This window comes from Bradyrhizobium sp. AUGA SZCCT0283 (assembly GCF_018130385.1).
Lineage (GTDB): Bacteria > Pseudomonadota > Alphaproteobacteria > Rhizobiales > Xanthobacteraceae > Bradyrhizobium.
This window is the reverse complement of sequence record NZ_JAFCLU010000031.1, coordinates 53251-73590: the sequence shown is the minus strand read 5'-3', so window position 1 is coordinate 73590 and position 20340 is coordinate 53251. Positions and strand designations below refer to the sequence as shown.

20 protein-coding genes and 4 pseudogenes are annotated in these 20340 nt (G+C 57.7%); 12 read left to right on the top strand and 12 right to left on the bottom strand.

The window, feature by feature from the left end:
- A partial coding sequence (locus tag JQ624_RS30780) for a hypothetical protein (protein WP_212422659.1) occupies positions 1-373 on the top strand: 373 nt, incomplete at its 5' end.
- Between the two features lie 137 nt (positions 374-510).
- Positions 511-777, top strand: coding sequence for a hypothetical protein (locus JQ624_RS30775; RefSeq protein ID WP_212422658.1), 267 nt, complete (start codon positions 511-513; stop codon positions 775-777).
- Between the two features lie 142 nt (positions 778-919).
- Here the strand turns inward: JQ624_RS30775 and JQ624_RS30770 are convergent.
- A pseudogene (locus JQ624_RS30770) lies at positions 920-1122 on the bottom strand (cold-shock protein).
- 300 nt (positions 1123-1422) lie between these two features.
- Here JQ624_RS30770 and JQ624_RS39790 point away from each other — a divergent pair.
- The 7 genes and pseudogenes from JQ624_RS39790 to JQ624_RS30735 all read left to right on the top strand — a co-directional run bounded on the left by JQ624_RS39790 (position 1423) and on the right by JQ624_RS30735 (position 5489).
- Positions 1423-2072, top strand: a pseudogene (locus JQ624_RS39790) (DUF2182 domain-containing protein).
- A gap of 72 nt (positions 2073-2144) precedes the next feature.
- Entirely contained in the window at positions 2145-2588 is a 444-nt protein-coding gene (locus tag JQ624_RS30760; protein WP_212422657.1) for a DUF2892 domain-containing protein, read from the top strand.
- A pseudogene (locus JQ624_RS30755) lies at positions 2585-2719 on the top strand (DUF2243 domain-containing protein); the annotation flags it as partial. The gene JQ624_RS30760 and the pseudogene JQ624_RS30755, both read left to right, overlap by 4 nt.
- A 310-nt stretch (positions 2720-3029) precedes the next feature.
- Positions 3030-3563, top strand: coding sequence for a DUF1269 domain-containing protein (locus tag JQ624_RS30750; protein WP_212422656.1), 534 nt, complete (start codon positions 3030-3032; stop codon positions 3561-3563).
- A gap of 112 nt (positions 3564-3675) precedes the next feature.
- Positions 3676-4457: pseudogene (locus JQ624_RS30745) on the top strand (Ku protein); the annotation flags it as partial.
- A gap of 109 nt (positions 4458-4566) precedes the next feature.
- The gene (locus JQ624_RS39560) at positions 4567-4959 is read left to right on the top strand and encodes a hypothetical protein (RefSeq protein ID WP_312014520.1); all 393 of its coding nucleotides are present in this window, start codon (positions 4567-4569) and stop codon (positions 4957-4959) included.
- A 329-nt stretch (positions 4960-5288) separates the two neighbouring features.
- Positions 5289-5489, top strand: a complete 201-nt coding sequence (locus JQ624_RS30735; RefSeq protein WP_212422655.1) for a CsbD family protein — start codon at positions 5289-5291, stop codon at positions 5487-5489.
- A 551-nt stretch (positions 5490-6040) separates the two neighbouring features.
- On the opposite strand, the gene JQ624_RS30730 is transcribed toward JQ624_RS30735, so the two are convergent.
- The 8 genes from JQ624_RS30730 to JQ624_RS30695 form a co-directional block, all read right to left on the bottom strand.
- Complete coding sequence (locus tag JQ624_RS30730; RefSeq protein WP_212422654.1) at positions 6041-6229, bottom strand: hypothetical protein; 189 nt, start codon at positions 6227-6229, stop codon at positions 6041-6043.
- 167 nt (positions 6230-6396) lie between these two features.
- Positions 6397-7107, bottom strand: a complete 711-nt coding sequence (locus JQ624_RS30725; protein WP_212422653.1) for an ABC transporter ATP-binding protein — start codon at positions 7105-7107, stop codon at positions 6397-6399.
- Positions 7108-7881 (bottom strand): ABC transporter ATP-binding protein, encoded by a 774-nt coding sequence (locus JQ624_RS30720; protein WP_212422652.1) that lies wholly within the window; start codon positions 7879-7881, stop codon positions 7108-7110.
- Complete coding sequence (locus tag JQ624_RS30715) at positions 7878-9041, bottom strand: branched-chain amino acid ABC transporter permease (RefSeq protein ID WP_249130186.1); 1164 nt, start codon at positions 9039-9041, stop codon at positions 7878-7880. Before JQ624_RS30715 ends, JQ624_RS30720 begins: the two co-directional genes overlap by 4 nt.
- Positions 9042-9045: 4 nt before the next feature.
- Positions 9046-9966: a branched-chain amino acid ABC transporter permease gene (locus JQ624_RS30710; protein WP_212422651.1), complete on the bottom strand. Its 921-nt coding sequence runs from the start codon at positions 9964-9966 to the stop codon at positions 9046-9048.
- A 72-nt stretch (positions 9967-10038) separates the two neighbouring features.
- On the bottom strand, positions 10039-11208 hold the full coding sequence (locus JQ624_RS30705; protein ID WP_212422650.1) for a branched-chain amino acid ABC transporter substrate-binding protein: 1170 nt from the start codon (positions 11206-11208) through the stop codon (positions 10039-10041).
- A gap of 1002 nt (positions 11209-12210) precedes the next feature.
- On the bottom strand, positions 12211-13992 hold the full coding sequence (locus JQ624_RS30700) for an alpha/beta hydrolase (RefSeq protein WP_212422649.1): 1782 nt from the start codon (positions 13990-13992) through the stop codon (positions 12211-12213).
- A 718-nt stretch (positions 13993-14710) separates the two neighbouring features.
- Entirely contained in the window at positions 14711-15079 is a 369-nt protein-coding gene (locus tag JQ624_RS30695; RefSeq protein ID WP_212422648.1) for a hypothetical protein, read from the bottom strand.
- A gap of 289 nt (positions 15080-15368) precedes the next feature.
- Here JQ624_RS30695 and JQ624_RS30690 point away from each other — a divergent pair, with 289 nt between their 5' ends.
- On the top strand, positions 15369-15536 hold the full coding sequence (locus tag JQ624_RS30690) for a hypothetical protein (protein ID WP_212422647.1): 168 nt from the start codon (positions 15369-15371) through the stop codon (positions 15534-15536).
- Positions 15537-15801: 265 nt separating this feature from the next.
- Here the strand turns inward: JQ624_RS30690 and JQ624_RS30685 are convergent, their stop codons facing one another.
- The 3 genes from JQ624_RS30685 to JQ624_RS30675 all read right to left on the bottom strand — a co-directional run bounded on the left by JQ624_RS30685 (position 15802) and on the right by JQ624_RS30675 (position 17820).
- Positions 15802-16023 carry a hypothetical protein gene (locus JQ624_RS30685; RefSeq protein ID WP_212422646.1) on the bottom strand — a complete coding sequence of 74 codons (222 nt, stop codon included), beginning with the start codon at positions 16021-16023 and terminating at the stop codon, positions 15802-15804.
- Positions 16024-16821: 798 nt separating this feature from the next.
- Complete coding sequence (locus JQ624_RS30680; RefSeq protein ID WP_212422645.1) at positions 16822-16983, bottom strand: DUF2934 domain-containing protein; 162 nt, start codon at positions 16981-16983, stop codon at positions 16822-16824.
- Positions 16984-17616: 633 nt separating this feature from the next.
- Positions 17617-17820 carry a cold-shock protein gene (locus JQ624_RS30675; protein WP_409334391.1) on the bottom strand — a complete coding sequence of 68 codons (204 nt, stop codon included), beginning with the start codon at positions 17818-17820 and terminating at the stop codon, positions 17617-17619.
- Between the two features lie 217 nt (positions 17821-18037).
- On the opposite strand from JQ624_RS30675, the gene JQ624_RS30670 reads away from it, so the two are divergent.
- A complete protein-coding gene (locus tag JQ624_RS30670) occupies positions 18038-18229 on the top strand; it encodes a hypothetical protein (RefSeq protein WP_212422643.1) in 192 nt (63 codons plus the stop codon).
- A gap of 799 nt (positions 18230-19028) precedes the next feature.
- Positions 19029-19886: a Ku protein gene (locus JQ624_RS30665; protein WP_212422642.1), complete on the top strand. Its 858-nt coding sequence runs from the start codon at positions 19029-19031 to the stop codon at positions 19884-19886.
- The last annotated feature ends 454 nt before the right edge of the window (positions 19887-20340 follow it).

Genomic DNA, 20340 nt, shown 5'->3' with positions numbered 1-20340 from the left:
CCTCCCTTCGTCACCCCAGCAGCGGCGCATTCTCATCCTGATTGTCGCGGGATTCCCATCCAGATTGTCGCGCTGCATTTATCCTTATTCGGGACACAGTTGCGCCCATCGCCATCCGCACGACTTCGGGAAACTGTTCATTGAGGGACGTCAAATCGCCGAAAACCGGAGCTGTTATGAGTATCATCCCCCTGGAGCTTCAAAGACGGTGCGAACGGCGGTGGGCCGCTCGATTTTCCCGGCCGATTCCTTCGGCCGCACCTCGAAACCAGCGGCCGGTGAGAGAGAGCCTGCAGATTGCCGTGCCTGCCAAATCAAAAGAAAAAGTCGCCGGGCCGAAGCGGCAGGCTTGAGGCCATCACGGACGGTGTGAGCGCGGGATCGAAGCCCCGTGGGTTTCGATGACCGTGTTCTTACGGGTCACTATTGGCCAACAACTTGCGATGGGTGCTTCAACTGTTCGGCAACTAATCTCTAGGTGTGCCGAACTAAGTCATTCGGAGCACCCAAATGAATATGCAGCCTCGTTTTGAGACAGCGCGCGAAACTGCAGTGATTAGTAAGATACTGACTGATCTTGTCCGCACCGTTCAACTGATCGAATGCGAGATCGCGGCCCAAGAAGAGCGCGCCAGCGTTTCCGACCGGTCTGATGTCAAGGATCCAATGCTGGCAAGGACCCTGATCGAGCGGCGCGATAATCTCAAGATGACCATCGACGCCCTTGAACAGCGTCTCGCCGAGCGAGCGCCGCACGAGCAAGCAACGGCAGCTTAGCGCAACGCAAGAGCCGTCGCTAGGAGGATCAGGGCGGCTTCGATTGCGTATCAGTGACCACCAGAAGGTCGTGCCTGCTCTGGCGGTGGTTATCTCACTACCGCCCTAGCCTTCTGGCGTGAGTGAACCAGCGGGCTTGAAGTCATCCGACTCTTAGATTTTCCGCGGGCGTCTTGCCACGGTTGCTCATTTCTTCGTAGCTCACCTTGGCACCCTCATTGAGGCTGCTCAGCCCGCTTTTTCGACGGCCGAGATGTGCACGAAGACATCCTTGCCGCCGTTGTCAGGCTGAATAAATCCATAGCCCTTAGTCGCGTTGAACCACTTAACTGTGCCTGTCGCCATGCCATTTTCCCCATCGATTCGAAAATTTCCCCATCGATTCGAAAACACGAAAGGATGGTGACAGGAATCCAGCGAAAGAAAGGGCCCGCCAGCGCCAACCTCGCACGAAAAAGCCGCCGCGACTGGCCGCCACGCGCATCTCTGCATGCTGCACATGGGGCCAAACGGGGTCATACACTGAGCACGGGCTTTGACAGGCATTGCACTTGAATCCGTCCTGAGCGCGACAGGATCGTCGCGGCGAGTCTTGCCGGCATCTGCCTGCTGTCCTGGCTCTTCTTGATCCATCTTTCGCTGCAGATGGAGACGATGGAGGGTATGGCGGCGCGGATGATGGGGATGCCGGTCGGGGATGCCGTGTCGACGATGCTCGGCGCCGCTCTGAGTCCGGGAGCGGCGGCGCTTGCGGACGCGACAGTCAATTTCTTTGGTGATGATGGTCGGCATGATGATGCGAGTGCGGCGCCGACAATCCTGCTCTTCTCGGCGTTGGAGCGTAAGCGCACTGCGACGGACCGGATCGCCTCCTTCATCGCCGGCTACTTCGCCATCTGGAGCGCATTCTCAATCGCCGCGGCGGCGGCGCAGACGGTGCTGTCGCACACTGGCCTCGTATCCATGCAGATGGCGACGACGAATGCCGTGCTTGGTGGCACGCTTTCGAGTTCACACCGCTGAAGGAGCGTTGCCTCGTCCATTGCCGGTCGCCGCTCGAGTGGATCCCGCGTCACAGGCGCCCGGGCCAATTGGGGGCGTTCCGCATGGGCGTGGAGCACGGCGCCTACTGCGTCGGCTGTTGCTGGGCGCTGATGCTCCTGCTTTTCGTTGGTGGCGTCATGAACCTGATCTGGGTGGCGTTCCTAGCGACTATTGTGCTTGTGCAAAAGGTGCTGCCAGGCGGAGTTACTCTCGCCCGGTTTGTAGGCGTTGTCCTGGGCCGGCGGTCTTGATCTATTTGGCCGTTCGTTGGAACTTACCCCTGACAAATGCTTTCGCTCCCTTTGACGTGAAGGAGAGCACCGGTGCCCAGCACGTTCGATCGTGTCCCCGCTCACACGAGCGAGGAAATAAATCAGCAGATTCAGGACGATATTAGAAACCGGGTGCGCCATTGCGCAGCACACCCCGATGCTATCCCCCGCCGGCTGCGAGAACTCCGCGACGAATGGGACATCGAGCGAGCGATTGAGGCCAACGCATCTGTTCTGGCTTTTACAGGCGTCATTCTCGGCGCTACCCGTGACAGCAGGTGGTTTGCCCTGCCCGCCCTCGTAACCGCATTTCTGTTTCAACATGCGGTTCAAGGCTGGTGTCCGCCGGTACCGGTTTTGCGCCGCATGGGATTCCGGACAGCTCACGAGATCGAGCAGGAACGAACTGCATTGAAGGCGGTGCGCGGAGATTTCAACGCTGTAGCGACCGAGCAGGACAAGCCTGGCGCTGCGTTGTCGGCGGTGGGCCTATGACGGTATTTCGCGGCGAGGGTTCGGTGAAGGAGCGCAGGTTTCCCATCTCGGCCGGGATACTCTTTGGCCTCGGCCTCAGAGGCTTTTTCGACGGAATTGTGCTCCCCCAATTGCTTCAGTGGCACCACATGCAGGATGGCCGCGCCTCTTGGCGGGCTAAAATCAGCGCAGAGTGGCCGCCCGATGACTGGGCGGTTACATATGCACCAAGCCGCGGTCGGCGAGGACGAGCGCCAGCGGATCTCTCAGCACACCAGGGAAGCCCTCAAGGCAGCCAAGGCAAAAGGCATCAAGCCCGGCAATCCGAGCGCTGGGACGAAAGCGTCGATGCAGCCCGAAACGTGTTATCGAGGGGCGGAGCATAGCTGCTCTCGCAATACTTTGATGCCTCGCCACGGAAGTTATGTCCATGAAGTATCGTCCTCGTATGGAGTGAACCCCATGTCAGATCTTGTCGTCATCGTCTATCCGACAGAAGCCAAAGCAGAGGAGATGAGAACCAAATTAATCAGCTTGCAGAAGGAATATCTGATCGAGATTTCGGATGCCGTGATTGCCGTGAAGCAGGACAGTGGAAAGGTCAAGTTGAATCAGTTGATGAACACGACGGCTGTGGGCGCGGTGTCGGGCGGATTTTGGGGCCTTCTGATCGGATCTCTATTTCTTATGCCTCTCTTGGGCGCGTCATTGGGCGCAGCCTCCGGTGCGCTTGGTGGCGCCCTTACCGATTTCGGTATCAATGATAGTTTCATGCACGACCTGTCTGCGAGCCTGCAGCCCGGTAGTGCTGCGCTATTTGTCCTGATTCACACGATGACCACCGACAAGGTACTCGACGCAATTAAGGGGACCGGTGGAACGGTACTCAAGACCTCTCTGAACCACGCAAAGGAGCAGGCTTTGCGTGATGCGCTCGCTGCTTCGCCCGGGTTTGGTACGTCGCCTCCTTCCGCGGGCGCTGCGCCTTCGTCCTGATCTGGTCAACCGACGCCCCTCGGAGTTTGGATTGTGAGCATTATTCCTCTCGACCTGCAAAGAAAGTTCGAACAGTGGTGGGCTGCCAGATTTTTTCGGCCGCCGCCGGCGCTCGGAATCTGAAAAGATCAGTTTCAACCAGATCAACAAGAAGACCGGGCACCGGATTCGGTAACCTCAAGGTCGACGCCGACACCGGCGAAGAGGTGTCCAACGGCGACATCATCAAAGGCTACCAGGTCGACAAGGGCCAGTATCTCGAGGTCACAAAAGACGAGCTCGAGAACATCGCACTTGAATCTACCCGAACCATCGAGATCGACGAGTTCGTGCCGCGAAGCGAGATCGACGATCTCTACCTGGTTCGGCCTTATTACATCGTCCCTGACGGCAAGGTCGGTCACGATGCCTTCGCCGTGATCCGCGAGACCATCCGCTCGCTCGACAAGGTCGCCCTCGCCCGAGTGGTGCTGACCAACCGCGAGCACGTCATCGCGCTGGATGCCCGCGACAAGGGGTGATGGGCATGCTGCTGGGCTACCCCTACGAAGTGCGGGATTCAGCCGAGTATTTCGACGACAACGAGGACGTGAAGGTGACGAAAGACATGCTGGATCTCGCCAAACACATCGTCGAGCAGAAGTCCGGACATTTTAAGCCAGTAAGTTTGAGGATCATTACGAGAGCGCACTAACTGAACTGCTGGCGGCGAAGAAGCAGAAGGGCCTGCCGATCGCCGCGACCAAGAGGCCGGTGCCCGGCAATGTCGTCAACCTGATGGACGCGCTACGCGCCAGCATCAAAGGCGTTCAGCGCACGCCAGCGGAAAAACCCGCCAAGGTCGTGAAGAAATCGAAATCAGCAAAGCCAGCGGCCAGACGAAAAGCGGGTTGATGAGGGGCAACCACGTCCGGGAACCTTTCGGTTGGGGTGCTTTCGGGACGCCCAGGGGTTGGGCTATGCTACGTCCCGGTTTTGTACAACTCGGGCTGAAGGTCAAGAAATGACAACGAAGGACAAACTGGAAGAAATTGCAGCGGCGATGAGAGCCCGCCGGCAAGCCTCCACCGTAGCCGAACCTTCGCGAACCAATCCAATAGCCGGAGAGGATGCAAGCGCCGAAGGTGGGTCGATTAGCGCAGGATCTGCAGTGGCTACTCCCGTCCCGGAGGCTGAACGCGAAAACCAATCGACAATACTCTCGCCGCTGGTCGGTGTAGATTTAGATGCGGCTATCCGCCTCCGCTGGGCGCTGCGCGATATTAGAGCCAAGCGAACGAAATTAACGCCCGTCAGTCCAAGTGATTTGAAGACGTTGATTGAAATGGGCTTGGTCGACCTGCGCGACGACGCGCCCATGCTCACCAACAAAGGTCATCAAGCAGTTGATGAATGAATGCCGTGTCGCCACGTAGCGGACATGACGCCTTGCCTCCACCATCTGCGCGCGGTGGTAAAGTGGACGTCAGTCGGGACCGCGGTCATGAGCATGCACCGGCTAGCCAGACCAAAACCAACTCGAAAAAACCTTGAACCTCGGTATCCCGAGCCGTGCCCGGTGATGCATTTCCGAATGGTCACGATGTATGATCGTCTCGAGACCGGATCCGCAATGGCGAGTCCCGCCTGGTTGCGTTCCAGCTCGCCGTAACATGGCCTCAGTTCCCTCCGGAACGTAAGGCACTGCCTGCCCGTTAAATCATCTCAACTCGAAAGGAGATGACGATGGATTGGAACAGGGTCGAAGGCAACTGGAAGCAGTTCAAGGGAGCCGCCAAGGAAAAATGGGGCAAGCTCACCGATGACGATCTGGACGTGATCCAGGGGCGTCGCGAGCAACTCGAAGGCAAGCTTCAGCAGCGCTACGGCTACGCCAAGGACCAGGTCCGCAAGGATGTCGACGACTGGTTTGGGTCGCTGAGGTAATCTGCACTGACGAACATTGAAAAGCCCCGGCCCTTTCGCCGGGGCTTTTGGTGAGAAGCCCGCATCAGCCGGACGGTGACGCCGCGAAAAAGTCGTTGACCGCTTCCAGCTAGCGAAGGCCGAAGAAAGCCAAAATTTTCGAATGGTGGGGGCGGACCGATTTTACCTCTGATAGTGCCCAGGGGCAATCAAACGCCGGCCTTCGCGCAACCAGAACTTCTCGGCCAGTTTCCCCACGATCATGGCCACAGGCCATGGAATCGATAAGATCCTCGACCCTCAGGAGAGAAAGGTAATGCTTCAGCTCCGGACCCGTGCAGTCCGTCGCAAGCGCAATCCTGCCGCCCGCCCTGTTCAACGACTGGAATAAGTCCCCTCACGCCGATGAACGGTTTAACGCTTCCGGAACGAAGATGCCGAAGTTGGTCAAGCGCCTGCAACGATGCTCGCTGGTGCGCATAGTCGTACCTGGAGGCACCATGCCGTTTTCCGGTTACATCTTTGACGTCGAGGGCTCGCTGGTCGATAGCGTGCCCCAAAATGCTGAGCATTCAGGAATGCAGGATCATGGTGGCGTCGCGGTGTCCCCAGCGGTTGGCCTTGGCGGCCTCGATCAGCCGCTCGACCTCGGCCTCCGTCAGGTATTCGCGGGTGCGCAGTTCGGCGTTCGGACGTCGACGCGGTGCAACTGTTCGATTTTCGGAGTTCGGAGCGACCAGCTTGAGATGCGATTTCGCCATAGCAATCAATCCCCCTCATTATACGAACAGTATCCACTCCCTGGGATGGGCAAGCGGCCGGCCGGTGCAATGCGAAAATGACGTCGTCGCTAAAATTTTGTTTCGTGGAGTGTGATATTAATGAAATAATTCAAGATGCCCAGTTTCCGACAGGCACAACCGGTGACTCAGCCAAAATAAGCTTGGTGGACCTCTTTGGTCTTGGCGAGTTCGCTTGGCTTGCCTTCCGTTACCACCCTGCCCTTGGATAAAACATATCCGTAGTCGGAGATAGCGAGCGTTTGATGCACGTTTTGCTCCACGAGAAAGATGGAAATGCCACGCTCGTTGATCTCGCGGATGATTTTGAAATTCTCCTTGACGAAAAGTGGCGACAAGCCGAGCGAGGGCTCGTCGATCAGCAGCAACTTCGGCGCCCGCATCAGGCCCCGGCCGATCGAGACCATCGCTTGCTCGCCGCCCGACATGGTGCCAGCGAGTTGCATCCGGCGCTCGGCCAGTCGCGGAAACAAGCGAAAGATTTCCGCCATGCGCTCCTGGGTGACTGCCTCCGAGGGTTCCTGGTAGGCGCCGAGCCGCAGATTCTCCTCGACCGTGAGCTTGGGAAACACTTTGCGGCCTTCCGGGATACAGGCCACGCCCGCGGCGATGACCTTGTGCGTCGGCAGCGCGGTGATGTCTTGGCCATCAAATGCGATACGGCCTGCGCGCGGTGGCGTTAGCCCCAGGATCGAGCGGATCAGTGTGGTCTTGCCGGAGCCGTTAGAGCCGAGCAGGCATGTAATGCCCCCTGGCTCTATCTTGAGTGAAACGCCCTCGAGCACATCCGCCTTGTCATACGCGGTGTGGACGCCCTCGATTTCCAGCAGGCCAGCCATCTACTCCACCCCCAGATAGGCTTCCTGCACTTGCCGGTCGACGGCGACCTGACGGTACGGGCCTTCCGCGATTTTGCGGCCGAAATTAAGTACCACGCAACGTTCGGTGATGCGCTCGATCACCCCCATCTCATGCTCGACGATAATGATGGTGAGATTTCGATTGAGATCGCGGACCTGTAGGATATCGTCCATTAATTCCTTGGTCTCGTCATGCGTCATGCCGGCCGACGGCTCGTCGAGCAAAAGCAGCTTCGGCTGATTGATCAGTGCTCGGCAGATCTCGATGCGGCGCCGGTGGATCATCGGCAGTCCGCCGACAGGCTCGAACATCCGCTCGGCGAGCTGCGGCTCGAATACTTCGACGAGCGTGCGCGCCGCGCTATAGTTGACCTCGAACTCGCGCTTGAACTCGCCGCGCCGGATCAGATTGAACCAAAGCCCCTGGTTGAGCCGCTTGTGGTTGCCGATCATGATGTTGTCGAAGATCGACAACGGCAGCGATAGCCGCGAGCGCTGAAAGGTGCGGGAAATGCCGGCATGATAGACCGCGGGCGACGAGGCGCGTGTAATGTCCGCGCCATCGAAAGTGACAGAGCCGCCGTGGGCGCCGTAGATTCCGGTGACGACATTGAAGAACGTCGTCTTGCCCGACCCGTTGGGTCCAATCAGGCCGATGATTTCGTTGGGCACGACAGCAAGATCAAGATTGTCCAGCGCCACCACGCCGCCAAATTTCCGGGTCAGTCCGCGGGCTTCTAACAGATAGGTCATGCCCGCCACCCAGGGAAATAACGCCGCACCGGCCGCGGCAGCAGTCCCTCCGGACGGAACAGAAGCATCATGATAACGATCAGGGCAAAGAGCAGGATTCGGTATTCCTGGATGGTCTGCAACTTCTCCGGCACAACCACGACGATGAAGGTGGCGACCACCAGCCCCCATGGGTTGCCAATGCCGCCGAGCAGCAGGATCGATACCATGATCAGCGAATCGGCGAAGGTGTAATTATTGGGCGCAACAAAGCCGCCGACCATACCGAACAGCGCGCCGGCAATGCCGATAAGGAAATTACCGAGTAGGAAGGCGGTGATCTTCCAGCGCGCGATATCTAGCCCGAAGCAACTCGCCGCGATCTCATCGAGTCGTAGCGCATCGAGATTGAGCCCGATCCAGGACCGCTCCAGTCGTCGCACCAAAACGAAGGTGCCGGTCAGCAGCAGCATGCTGACTACGAAATAATTGAGATAGAACGACATCTCTATCTTACCGATCTCGAAATTGTCGTTGAACGACCAACCGAGGATACTCATGCCCTTGACTTGCATGCCCTGCGGGCCGCCGAGCACGTTGTTGACTTCCAAGAATGTCTTGAGCAGCAGCGCAAATGCGATGGTAACCAGCGCGGCATAGTGGCCACGCGTGCGCAACACCGGGACCAGCAGCAGAGATCCAATCAGCGCGGCGAGCATCCCGCCGATCAGAAGGACGAGGAGATGCGGGACGGCAGTGTAAGTGCTGAGCACCGCGGAGGTATAGGCGCCGATGCCGAAGAACGACGCGCCAGCGAAGTTAAGCACTCCGGCGTAGCCAAACTGAATGTTCAGCCCTAGCGTCGCCACTGTATACAGCAGCACGGTGACGAACAGCAGCAGCACGAAGTGATTGTCGTGGAAGAACGCAGCCACCACGCAGGCGGCGAGGATCGCGTAGATGCCGAGCACATCCTCCTGGTCGGCGAAGCTTCGGCTCACCAAGTTGAGCCAGCCCAGGTAATGGGCGGCGAGCACGGCGACGACGGCGAACGCCAGCAGGCCGATGATGAGCGCTTGCTTTTCGGCGGCCAGCAGCGCGATCAGATAGGCGGTCGATAACGCCAGAGCGACGACGCCCGGCAGCAAGGGAGCCCGCATTTTTTGCATAACTTCCGACATGCGCTCAGACCCGCTCGCTAATTTTTTCCTGGATCAGTCCGGTCGGGCGCCATGCGATCAACGCAATCACGACGGTGAAGGCAAACACGTCCTTGTAGGCGCTGGCGAACGGCAGCGCGACGGTGCCAATGGTCTGCAATGCCGCGAATAAAAAGCCGCCGAGGATGGCGCCGTAAATACTGCCGAGCCCGCCGATGATCGCGGCGGCGAAGCCGATCACGCCAAGATAAAGCCCCATGCCAAAATTGATTTCGTTGTAGTAGAGGCCGTTCATGATGCCGGCATAGGCCGCGAGCGCCGATCCGATCGCGAAGGTTATGAGCACGACGGCGGTGAAATTCACCCCCATGGTGCGAGCGGTTTCTTCGTCCTGCGCGACTGCGCGGATGGCGAGGCCGAGCTTGGTCCTGTTGAGCAGAAGCTGCAACCCGACAATCGCCAGCCCGCCGGCCGCGAGCATCAGGGCGTTGTCGAGCCGCAGGTTGAACTGACCGAGGTTGATTGAAGCAGTCGGAAGCAATGCCGGGAACGGCTTCGGGTTGGCGCCTTGGGGATAGAACAGCCGAACCAATTCGCGCAGCACCGTGCCGAGCATCAACGTGATCAGCAGCGTATTGAGCGCCGGCGCCGAGCGCAGCGGCATGACCAGATAGCGCGCGATTAACATGCCGAGCGCGGCCATGGCGAGGATCGCGACGACGAGCATCGCAAGCAGCAACAGAGGAGTGGAACTAACCCCAGCCGAGCGCAGCCCGATATAGGTCGCCAGCGCCGTGAAGGCGCCGACCGTCAGCACGTCGCCGTGGGAAAACTTGATGATGTCGAGCACACCGAAGAACAGCGTGAAGCCGACCGCGACGAGCGTATACATCATGCCGAGCATGAGACCGTTCATGACGTATTGGGCGAGTAGCCCCACATCCATGTCTTTAATCCTGCGCGCGGTGGGAAGGCGAAGCGGGACCGAAATGCTGGTGCCGCCCGTCCTGCCTGTTCCCTATTTCTGTCCGGGGAGCTTGCGCTTGCCCGTGGCGTATTCGCTGTCGTCCCACTCCACGAACTTGCCGTCCTGGACCACGTATTTAGTGATCACGGCCACGGTGTTCTGGCCGTGGTCGTCGAACGTGACCTTTCCGACGATAGAGTCGCGCTCTTTTACGTTGGCCAATTCCTGGATGACCTTCTTACGATCCGGGCCGACCTTTTCGATCGAGTCGAGGATCAGGTCCATGGCGGCAAAAGAGAAGGCGCCGTAAGCTTCGGGCGGGTTGTCGTATTTCTGCGCGGCATAGTTCTCCATGAAGAACTTGCCGCCCGGCAGCTTCTCAGTCGGCGCGCCTTCACGGAACGCCAGCGACCCTTCGGCAAGCGGTCCGAGGCCCTGGATAAAAGCATCCGACACGATGCCCGAGGTGCCGTCGAACACGGCCTTGATACCAAGCTTGTCCATCTGCGAGCGGATGCGCACGCCGATGGGCGTAAGTCCGCCGAAATAGATGACCTCAGGATTGAGCGCCTTGATCTGTGTCAGTTCGGCAGTGAAGTCCTGCTGGTCGGCAGTGACGCCGAACGTGCCGACGATCTTGCCGCCCAGCTTGGCGAAAGCCTTGCTGAAATACTCGTTGTGACCCTTGCCGTAATCCGTCGTGTCGTGGATCACCGCGACATTCTTGAAACCGATCTTGGAGATGAGCTCGGCATTGGCGTCGTTCTGATTGATCATGGTCCCGTTAACGCGATGCACCTCCGCATACTTGGCGCGGTAGGTGATGTCTGGCAGCACCGCGCCCCACACGATGATCGGAAAGCCGAATTTGTGATAAACATCGACCGTAGCGATCGCGGTGGCGGAGCAATAATGCGTGGCCGCGGCGACGATTTCCTTGTCCGCCGCCATCTTGGTGGCGACCTGCACGGCCACGTTCGGCTTGCATTCGTCGTCGAGCACGACGAGCTCGTATTCGTATTTCGTCTTCGCGTGCGCGTTGCGCAATTTGACGGCAAGATCGGCCGAATTGCGACCGCCGAGCCCATTGGCTGAAACGCCCCCGGTCAACGGCCCGATGAAGCCAACCTTGACCTTGTCCTTCGCCTGCGCAGTCGCAACCGGCGCGCCAACGAAAAGCGCGCTTGCGAAGATAATACTCAGCCTGGCTATTCTGGACATCGTGTCCCCCTCGGTCCTGGCGATATATTCCGATCTTCGGTACGATCAGGCTCGGCCTCACCGGCTGGATGATGCCTCCGAAGACGCCTCCCGAACCAGCCAGTTTCTAGCCGGGAATGATGCACTGCGGTAAACTACCGCAAGAATCCGCGATTATCTCCTCAAGCGTCTCTTCAATAAGCGTGAGTAACTTTCGAGTCTATCTTTCACATTTCTGGCGTGAGTCGATACGTAAAGCCCACACACCCCCGCCGCGCCTTGTGACCCAAGCAAATCCGGGAATGGCTTGAGCCTACGTCCAAGCACACATTTTCCCAATTCAACGTGGTGCCCACCATGGCGGGCCGTCCAAAAGCCGACCACCTGTTGCCCTCCGAAGGCAAAGGTCCCACGTTCGAATCGTGTCGGGTGCGCCAACAAGATCAGGCATTTCTCGATTTTAGACTAAGGGCCGATCTTGGCGGGGTAAGCGTCGGGAAGCACCCTTGGTCAGTAAGGTTGCACATGCGCCGGACTTCTCCAAGGGGTGCAGGTTGGGTCCCACGTGCGAAGGTCGGAGGGCGCCCCTGCACGAAAACCATGGGTTCCCCGGACCCTGATCATCGTCGCGCTGTCGCTTTCCTGTCAGGGCAGAAAAAAGACCGCCAGTTGTCGTCCGTCGGCAGAAAGTAGAGAACATCCGCGTAGGGTCAGCCCCGGATGCACCCGACCGTCGGACCTGGTCGGCTTCTTTCGTAGATCGACCTCGGCATGGCCTGCGGCTGAAGAGCTGATCTTCGCCAATCAACGGTTATGGAATATAGATGTCCGCCCTTGTCTTGCCGGCTCAACCGGTCGACGCAACACAGGCGTTAAGTCTCTCTCTGCTGGGGTTTCAAATTGCAAGGTCTCACGTGGTCGTTGCCCATACGCCATGCCCTCACCGGGTAACCCTTCAGGGGGTTTGATGATGCCATCGGCGATGGTCATCGCACGCCGTCTGGCAAATGTCTGCGTTTGGGACTATGCGTCGGAGCGAACCCTTACATAGGATCCCGGCGCGTCTTCGATGACCGACAGGCCCTCGCCAGGCATCCGGGCAGCGACTTGTCCACCTGAGAACGGCGTCACCCACTCGTTCCAGTGGGGCCACCACGAACTCCGGCGCTCCGTCGCAGTTTTGAACCATTCGTCGGCCGTCGCGGGATTCGACGAATTCGTCCAGTGGCCATATTTCGAACCGGGTGCACTAATCACTCCGGCCATGTGGCCGGACGCTGAGAGTACAAACTCAACCGGACCACCATAGAGTTGCGTTGCCCGATAAGCTGATTTCCAGGGTGCGATATGATCTTCCTTCGTACCCAGAATAAATGTCGGCGTCGTAATTTTCCGCAGATCGATTGACGTGCCGGCGAGAGTGAGGCCTCCAGGTTTGGCCAGATTGTTCTCCTGATACATGTTGCGCAGGTAGAACGAGTGCATGGCCGCAGGCATGCGCGTCGCGTCTGAATTCCAATACAAGAGATCAAATGGGACCGGCTCCTTGCCGAGTAGGTAGTTGCCGACGACGAACGACCAGATGAGATCGTTGGCGCGTAACATATTGAACGACGTCGCCATGTCCTGCGCATCAAGGTAGCCCTTCTCGTTCATGCGCGCTTCGAGCGCCGCGAGTTGCTCGGTATCGATAAACACCGACATGTCGCCGGACTCCACGAAGTCGACGAGCGTGACGAAGTAGGTCGCGCTCTGGACACGATCGTCGCCTTTCGCTGCCAGATAAGCGAGCGTCGATGCGAGCAGCGTTCCGCCAAGACAATATCCGACGCAATTCACTGCACGCTCGCCAGTTGCTTTCCCGACTGCTGCCATCGCCGCGATGGCGCCCTCAAGCATGTAGTGCTCGAAGCTCTTGTCTCGCAGATGTGCGTCCGGATTGATCCAGGAGATGACGAACACCGTGTGCCCCTGTTCGACACACCAGCGGATGAACGAATTCTTTGGCTGGAGATCGAGAACGTAGAATTTGTTGATCCATGGCGGAATGATCAACAGGGGCGTTTTATGTACCTGCTCTGTTATCGGCGTGTACTGAATGAGTTGGATCATCTCGTTCTGGAAAACGACCTTGCCCGGCGTCGTCGCAATATTTTCGCCGAGGCGGAACGCATTCATATCCGTCATGGTAACGCTTAGGCGGCCCTTTCCGCGCTGCAGATCGTTGAGCAAATTCGTCAGGCCGCTGAGCAAGTTCTCACCGCCGGTCTCGATCGTCTTCGATAACACTTCAGGGTTTGTCGCCGCGAAATTCGACGGCGACAGTGCATCGACGAATTGCTTCGTATAAAATTCGACCTTCCTGGATGTCTCCTCATCAAGCCCCTTTACGCCTTGGACGGTAGAGAGGATTGCGCGAGCGGTAAGTAGATAACTGTCTCGGATGTAGCTAAATATAGCGTTCTCGACCCATTCGGGGTGTTTGAAGCGTTTGTCCGTTGCGCTTACCGGCCGGGGATCGCCGCCGAGCAGATGTCGCAATGTCCGCGCCCACAGGCTGACGCTCTGTTCCCAAACATCGATCTGCGCGCGTGCGATCGGTCGCGGATCGGCCATGAGGTTGATTGTCAGCTCAAAGAAGGCTTGACCGATCTTGGCCGGATCGCCCATTCCGATATTGGCGACGTCTGGCCGGTCTACGAGGAATCCCTGTACTGCAGCCTGGCTTTTGGTAGCCAGCGTCTGAAATCGTTCTGCCAAGACGATCGGATCAAAAGGCGCAGCAATTTTGTGGTCGCTTGTCATGGCAGCCACTCCCTTCTCGTCCCCCATATTCAGGCCGGCGATCTATCTGCCGCCTTCTCGCCATGCCACTGCCGGCTCTGACATGTTACACGCTCCATCCCTCGCAGAAGAAGCGCTATGTTTTCAGGCGTTGACACATTAAGAGGTATTACGGCCGCTTTCAGCGGCTCGAAGCACTTGGCGAGGCTTCCCGGCCGCGTTTCGGTGCCACGGGCGGCGACGAAGCACAATTCACCGCGGGTCGTAACGACCGGGATAGTCCGACTTCAACGCCTCCTCCGCCGATGTGATAGCGAGTCGTGAATTCGCGGTTATTACGCTCGGACTTGATGTGGCCTGTGTACCTATTGAACCATAACACCATCAAGCGGGGTTACCTCACCGGTAACTTATGGTCCGATGGTTTGGTGATTCAATAGGCTGCAGCCGGCGCCCCTTCCACTCGACAGCTACGGCACGTCATTATCTGTTGATCGGGCACGAACCCGGTGTACTGCAAGGAGTAGGCGCCGCTCGTGTACTGGCAATGGTTTCAGCAGAGGTTGGTCCCTCTACTCCATTTACAACCGCCAAAACATGCCAGCGGTAGCCTGATTGCGGCCTCAAACCCGTACACGTTTCGTGCCGCGAAATGTGCTGGTGTGCCATTTTTTTCTTTTTGGTCATCGGGTCTCTGCCGAGATAGATGACAATGTTGTAGCTGCCCGGCGAGCGCTGTCTAACGGTCCCCTTCATTGCCGTCCTCCTGATCGATAAAGCCGCTCCGCTCCGTCGGATAGCCAGGCGGCACCCAAACGTCGCCGTACGGGGAGTGAATGGTGCCGTATCCGAGGTTTCGAAATGCGTCTTCGACGTTGCCCTGCGCGATCTCAGCCATGGTTGTCCGCATCGCTTCCAACATGGAATCGTAAGTTAACGCCCGCTCTATCAAGGCCTCTGCCTCTTGCGACTGCGTGCGACCAGAGGCCCGTGCAGCCGAAACTATCTTTCGCTTGACGTCTGCGGTCACCTTGAGACCAAGTGACACCCGCTTGCCCCGGGCCGGGGCTTTCATCGGGCGGCCGCTCCGCTTTGCTTCCTTCGTCATCCCGTTTCCCTTTCCGTCTCTTTCTTACGATTGAGAAATCGTTGTCAACGATGCCAGGGTGATAGAAGGTTTCTCATGATCAATAGAAAGAAAGGAGGGACGTGAAAATGGCCCGGCAGTCCACCCGGAAGTCCGTCCCTGCGAAGGACGCTGCCAAGCTGACACTGCGCAGGAATGCGCGCGGGGTGAGTAATTGCCCCTAACGGGGGTCGTATTTATCGTGATTTGAACTTTCGCCGAATGACTGTTTAGCTTGGGTGTCCAGTGAGTGAGTATCGGGGTACACGCCATGGAACGCTTCATTCACAACGAGAATATCCGTCGCTACCGGCGGCTTCTTGAGGAGGAAAAGAATGAGGACAAACGAGCCATCATTCGGAAACTCCTAGCCGAAGAAGAGGCCAAAGACGTGTCCGCAAGCCCACCAAAGGGCCGCGAAAATGCTAAACATCCCTAGTTTAATGCCGCAACTGAGGCGGCCTCATGTGATCAAGGGCGGCCCGGCGTGCGACCGTTCCGCATGACACGCGCCGGGCCTTACCATCGGGTCACCCACCGGAATGGCCTGTTCAGACTGCGGCTGATTCTTGTCAGAGTTGGGCGCCATGTAGAAACCCGCCGGGTTGAGATCGGCGGGTTTCGTACTCTCGCGGGGGCTTGGGCGGGTTTCCGCGATTGGGCCATGCGTAGCAACCTGAGATTAACGTTTTATCAAGATTGCATCAGATGCCGGCCAAGTCTGCGGCCACGGCGGCGCCAATCCCGAGCGCTGTTTGAGCCTGCGCATAGCTCAACAAAAAGCGGCAACCGGCCGGGCGAGCGCAATATCCGTTGGGTGATAAAACGCGTTCATTAAAGTAGACACGCATTAAGTTCGATGACACATCGGCCCCGTAAGATTGCGGATAGATCGCGACGGTGATCGCCTGGACTGTTGGTAACATCAATCGTTGCCCAATTACGCCTGACGAAACCGGTGCTCCGTACCCTACCCTTTGTGGGGGGGCCGCCATGGAGCTATTTCGAGCTGAGAAGATTGCCACCGTTCAGGACCAATCAAACCATGACTGCCGTTTCTGCGGGGGAAGGCTCAGTCTCCTCAAAACGATCATGGAATGTGAAAGCGGAGACGTCATTCATATATTTGAATGCGGGCAGTGCGGCGACCGCGTTTGGAGTGAATAGGCTGCCCGACGCATGATACTTCCAGGCAACATACGCCGGACCTTACCACTACGGATTACCCGCGGAATGGCCTGTTCAAGCGGGTCTGATTCTTGGCAGAATTGGGCGCGATGAATGGCGGTGGTACTTATTTTGACTCCAAGCTGTTTCCTTTATCCTATTTCAGGTGAAGAGAAGGTCGCCCGTCTGCGCGCACATGATAATAACATCACTCGATATCGGCGGCTGCTTGAGACCGATCTTTCGGACCTTGAGCGTGGGTTTATCGAAAGGCGCTTGAACGAGGAAAGGTCGGCTATGAAAAGCTTGGCCAATCACCCAGTTTCCGGCGGCCGAGACTGAATGCAGCGCCGGCAGAAAATCACTCTTGGGGAAATGCGCCAGTCCGGCCCTCGCCACCACGGACGCCGCGGGAAAATGGTTTGAAGGCGTCGCCTTTGAGTATGACGTTCTGGAGTGAACCGCATCGGCCGCAGGACCCTTACGCGATGTTGGTATTCTTGGTGCTGGCGATCATCTGGCAGGTGCTCGGGTCGCTGTAGGTTCCCCGATTTGCGTTACAGCGCGTCAGGGGTCCGCGTTGGCGAGGATTTGTCCTCATTGCGCAGCTCTTGTTGAGCCAAGTGCCAAAACTCATCTTCCCGACCTTCGGGCCGGCCGGCTTTTTCCCAAAGTTGGTACGCTCGCGCGTCGATCTCTTGTTTGCTCGGTTCTGGCATTACATTTCTCCGAGTTGGAGCACGGCCCCACCTTCTGGGGGCTTGGGGCATATCGGCGGGACCGTGCCAGACCAGCTTGGAAAGACTGGCCACCCGATTCAAGTCCACATGAAGCCGCTCGTTCCTCGCCGAGACTTCCCACAAGACGAAGGCCAAGCGGGCATCACAACGCATGGCCTTAGCCGGACTTCGGCGAGCGCCTTAAGCTATGAGGGCTGTCTGCCTTCTCATCGTACCAATTGAGCGGCTTGGCGCTTGCGATCGACTGGCAAATTCTAGGAAACTGTAGAAGCTCCCAAAGGAGCGATCCCGGTGGGACTGGTAGCCCGGGACCGCTCCGTCTCCTTAGGCGCCCACAGAGCGGAGATCTTTTTACCGGGAAAAATTGGCAATAACGTGGGACACCTGTCAGCACGAGTGTCCTAATTAGCCGCCGATATCAGGCCGACGTTTGAGCCGGCTCGCATGGGAACGAGTGGACGTTGAGCGAGTTAAAGCGCCGCGCCGGCCATGAACCCCCCGGCGTATTGGAATTGGAATGACGGCTCCAGCTGCCTCCTCGCAGAGTGCTGGGGCCGTTTTCAGGTGTGGCCGCCAGCGCGATCGGCGGTCCTATTTGGATGAGTACGACGATCAACCTACCCTGAGGTTTTCGGCGGATTCTTTCCCGCGGTTGACTACGACTTCGTAGCTTACCTTCGCGCCCTCATTCAGATTGCTCAGACCTGCTCTTTCGACGGCCGAGATATGGACGAACACGTCCTTGCCGCCAGTATCGGGCTGAATAAATCCATAGCCCTTTGTCGCGCTAAGCCACTTCACTGTACCTATTGCCACGTCAATTCTCCCCATAGATCAAACACTCGAAAGATGGTGACAGAAATCGGGCGAAAGAAAGGGCCGCCAAAGTCCGCCGTCGCCCGGTTGCTATAACAAATATTAGTCGATGTACGTTATCCACCGGCTGTAGCGCCTTACCGGTATGATTTTTCTGCCACTGTCCTGTCCCTTTCAGGCGGTTAGGCTCGACCCGGGTGACAGTTTGGGGAAGGTCGTGTTCATCGTTCAGGGAAAACCACGTGCGCCGGAAGGCGTCTTGAAGGTCATCAAGGAGACGCGCTTGGATGCCTTGAAGGCGGCAAGGGACCTGTTTGATCAAGGCATGGCTTTTGTTACTATCATCGCGGACGGCCGCGTGTACACAGTCGACGAGTTCGCTCTAACCATTTCGGATCCGCGCGACTAAAAAACTTCCGGCCTCCCCCAAAGCTTCAATGCGCGTGCGATCATGTCAGCGCCGAAAAGCCGGAAATAAATTTGGCGCCTTTTTCCTTTTAGACGAACATCTTGAATAGTAATTCAGCGGAAGGAGCCATAGATCAGCGGGACCGCGAACGGAACCTCGTGACGGATCATAGGCGCTCTTAGCAAAAGGCCGCCGATAATATGATCGGCGGCCCCGGGTCAAAAATTACGAAATTGAATACGGCGCCTCCCCGGCTTGATGAGCATAGGAATGGCCGGTGTTCCCACATTTACATAGGTTATGTTCCAGGAAAAATTGGAAAAAGACGAGCAATAGCGTTGCCGGTGAGTGACGCCCAAGGGTGTGAACAACGGGCAAAGCACAAGCTCTCCTCAGGATGCTTTCCCCGAATGATATAATTGTCTCTGTCAGTTTGATTCGGGACCGCCGCCATGAAGACTTCCTCAAAGCGCAAGACAAGCGTGCCGGCTGGTCGGCCTGCCTATCAATCCCTGGAGGGATGGGCTTTGGGGATTCTCATCGAGCAGCACGCGGTGACCGAATGCGAGCACCACGGTCACCGACGCGACCGTTCGGATCCCCACGCTTGGAACCGAGCCCGTGAGGAGGCCTGGCGGAACCCGTTCCCGGGAGCCACGCCTGAAGCTTGTATCGCTGCGATGGACGAGATCATGCGATCGATAGGCGATAGCTGTCCGGACTGTTGATCAGGACTCCAAATTCCTCCTCTGCCGCCTATATTGAGCCTATTCTTCAGTATTAGGTGGAGTTTGAGTTCATGGCCCCGCGCGCCAATTGGAAGGGCTTTCTGCGGCTGTCGCTCGTGACATGCCCAATCGCATTGTTTCCCGCGACCTCGGAATCCGAGAAGATCAGTTTCAACCAGATCAATAAGAAGACCGGGCACCGGATTCGGTACCTCAAGGTCGACGCCGACACCGGCGAAGAGGTGTCTAACGACGACATCATCAAAGGCTATCAGATCGACAAGGACCGCTATCTCGAAGTTACCAAGGATGAGTTGGAGAACATCGCGCTCGAATCCACCCGCACCATTGAGATCGACGAGTTCGTACCGCGCACTGAGATCGATGATCTGTATCTCGTCCGCCCCTACTACATCGTTCCGGACGGCAACGCCGGCCACGATGCTTACGCCGTGATCCGCGAAACCATACGTTCGCTCGATCAGGTCGCCATCGGCCGTGTCGTTCTTACCAACCGCGAACATGTCATCGCACTCGAAGCACGCGACAAGGGATTGATGGGCATGTTGCTGCGCTACCCCTACGAAGTCCGCGATGCAGCCGAATATTTTGACGACATTCAGGACGTCAAGATCACCAAGGATATGCTCGATCTCGCCAAGCACATCGTGGAAACGAAAGCTGGCCACTTCGAACCTGCGAAGTTCGAGGATCATTACGAAGCGGCTTTGCAGGAATTGCTGGAGAAGAAACAAAAGGGCCAACCTATCGAGGCGGCCAAAAAGACGGCGCCCAGCAATGTCTACAACCTAATGGATGCCCTCCGGGCAAGCATCAAAGGCGGCCAGCGTACACCAGCGGAAAAACCGGCAAGGGCCGCCAAGAAATCCAAGTCAGCCAAGCCCGCCTCCAAGCGCAAAGCAGGTTGATGACGGAAATGCCGAGAAAAAAGAAAAGGGCTTGGACAGAAGAAGATGATCGCCGGTTGCTTGAATTACGCGCGGCCGGCCGATCTTCAATTTCGATTGCCGCGGCTCTCAAACGGTCGACAAAGGCCATTGACCGAAGATTATCCGATTTGAAGGCCCGGACTCGGTCCGCCGAAGTTGCCGCGGCAGATACGGCATCGGAGCCCGACGCCCCGCACAGCGCTTGAACTGCGCATTCGCGATAGCGGTTCTCCACACCCACGACACTCTGTAGCTTCGCTGCGTTCCAATCCACAACGAGTTGAAAATTTGCAGCCTCGCCTTTGTGGCGCTCCAATGTGGCATGCCTTGGCGCCGCAAACCCAACTCCCCACTTCGCTACTGGGCCACTGGCCGCCCCACCGACATGAACGCGGAGGGCTTCAGGACGATCCTGGTCTACTGTGTTGGGCCG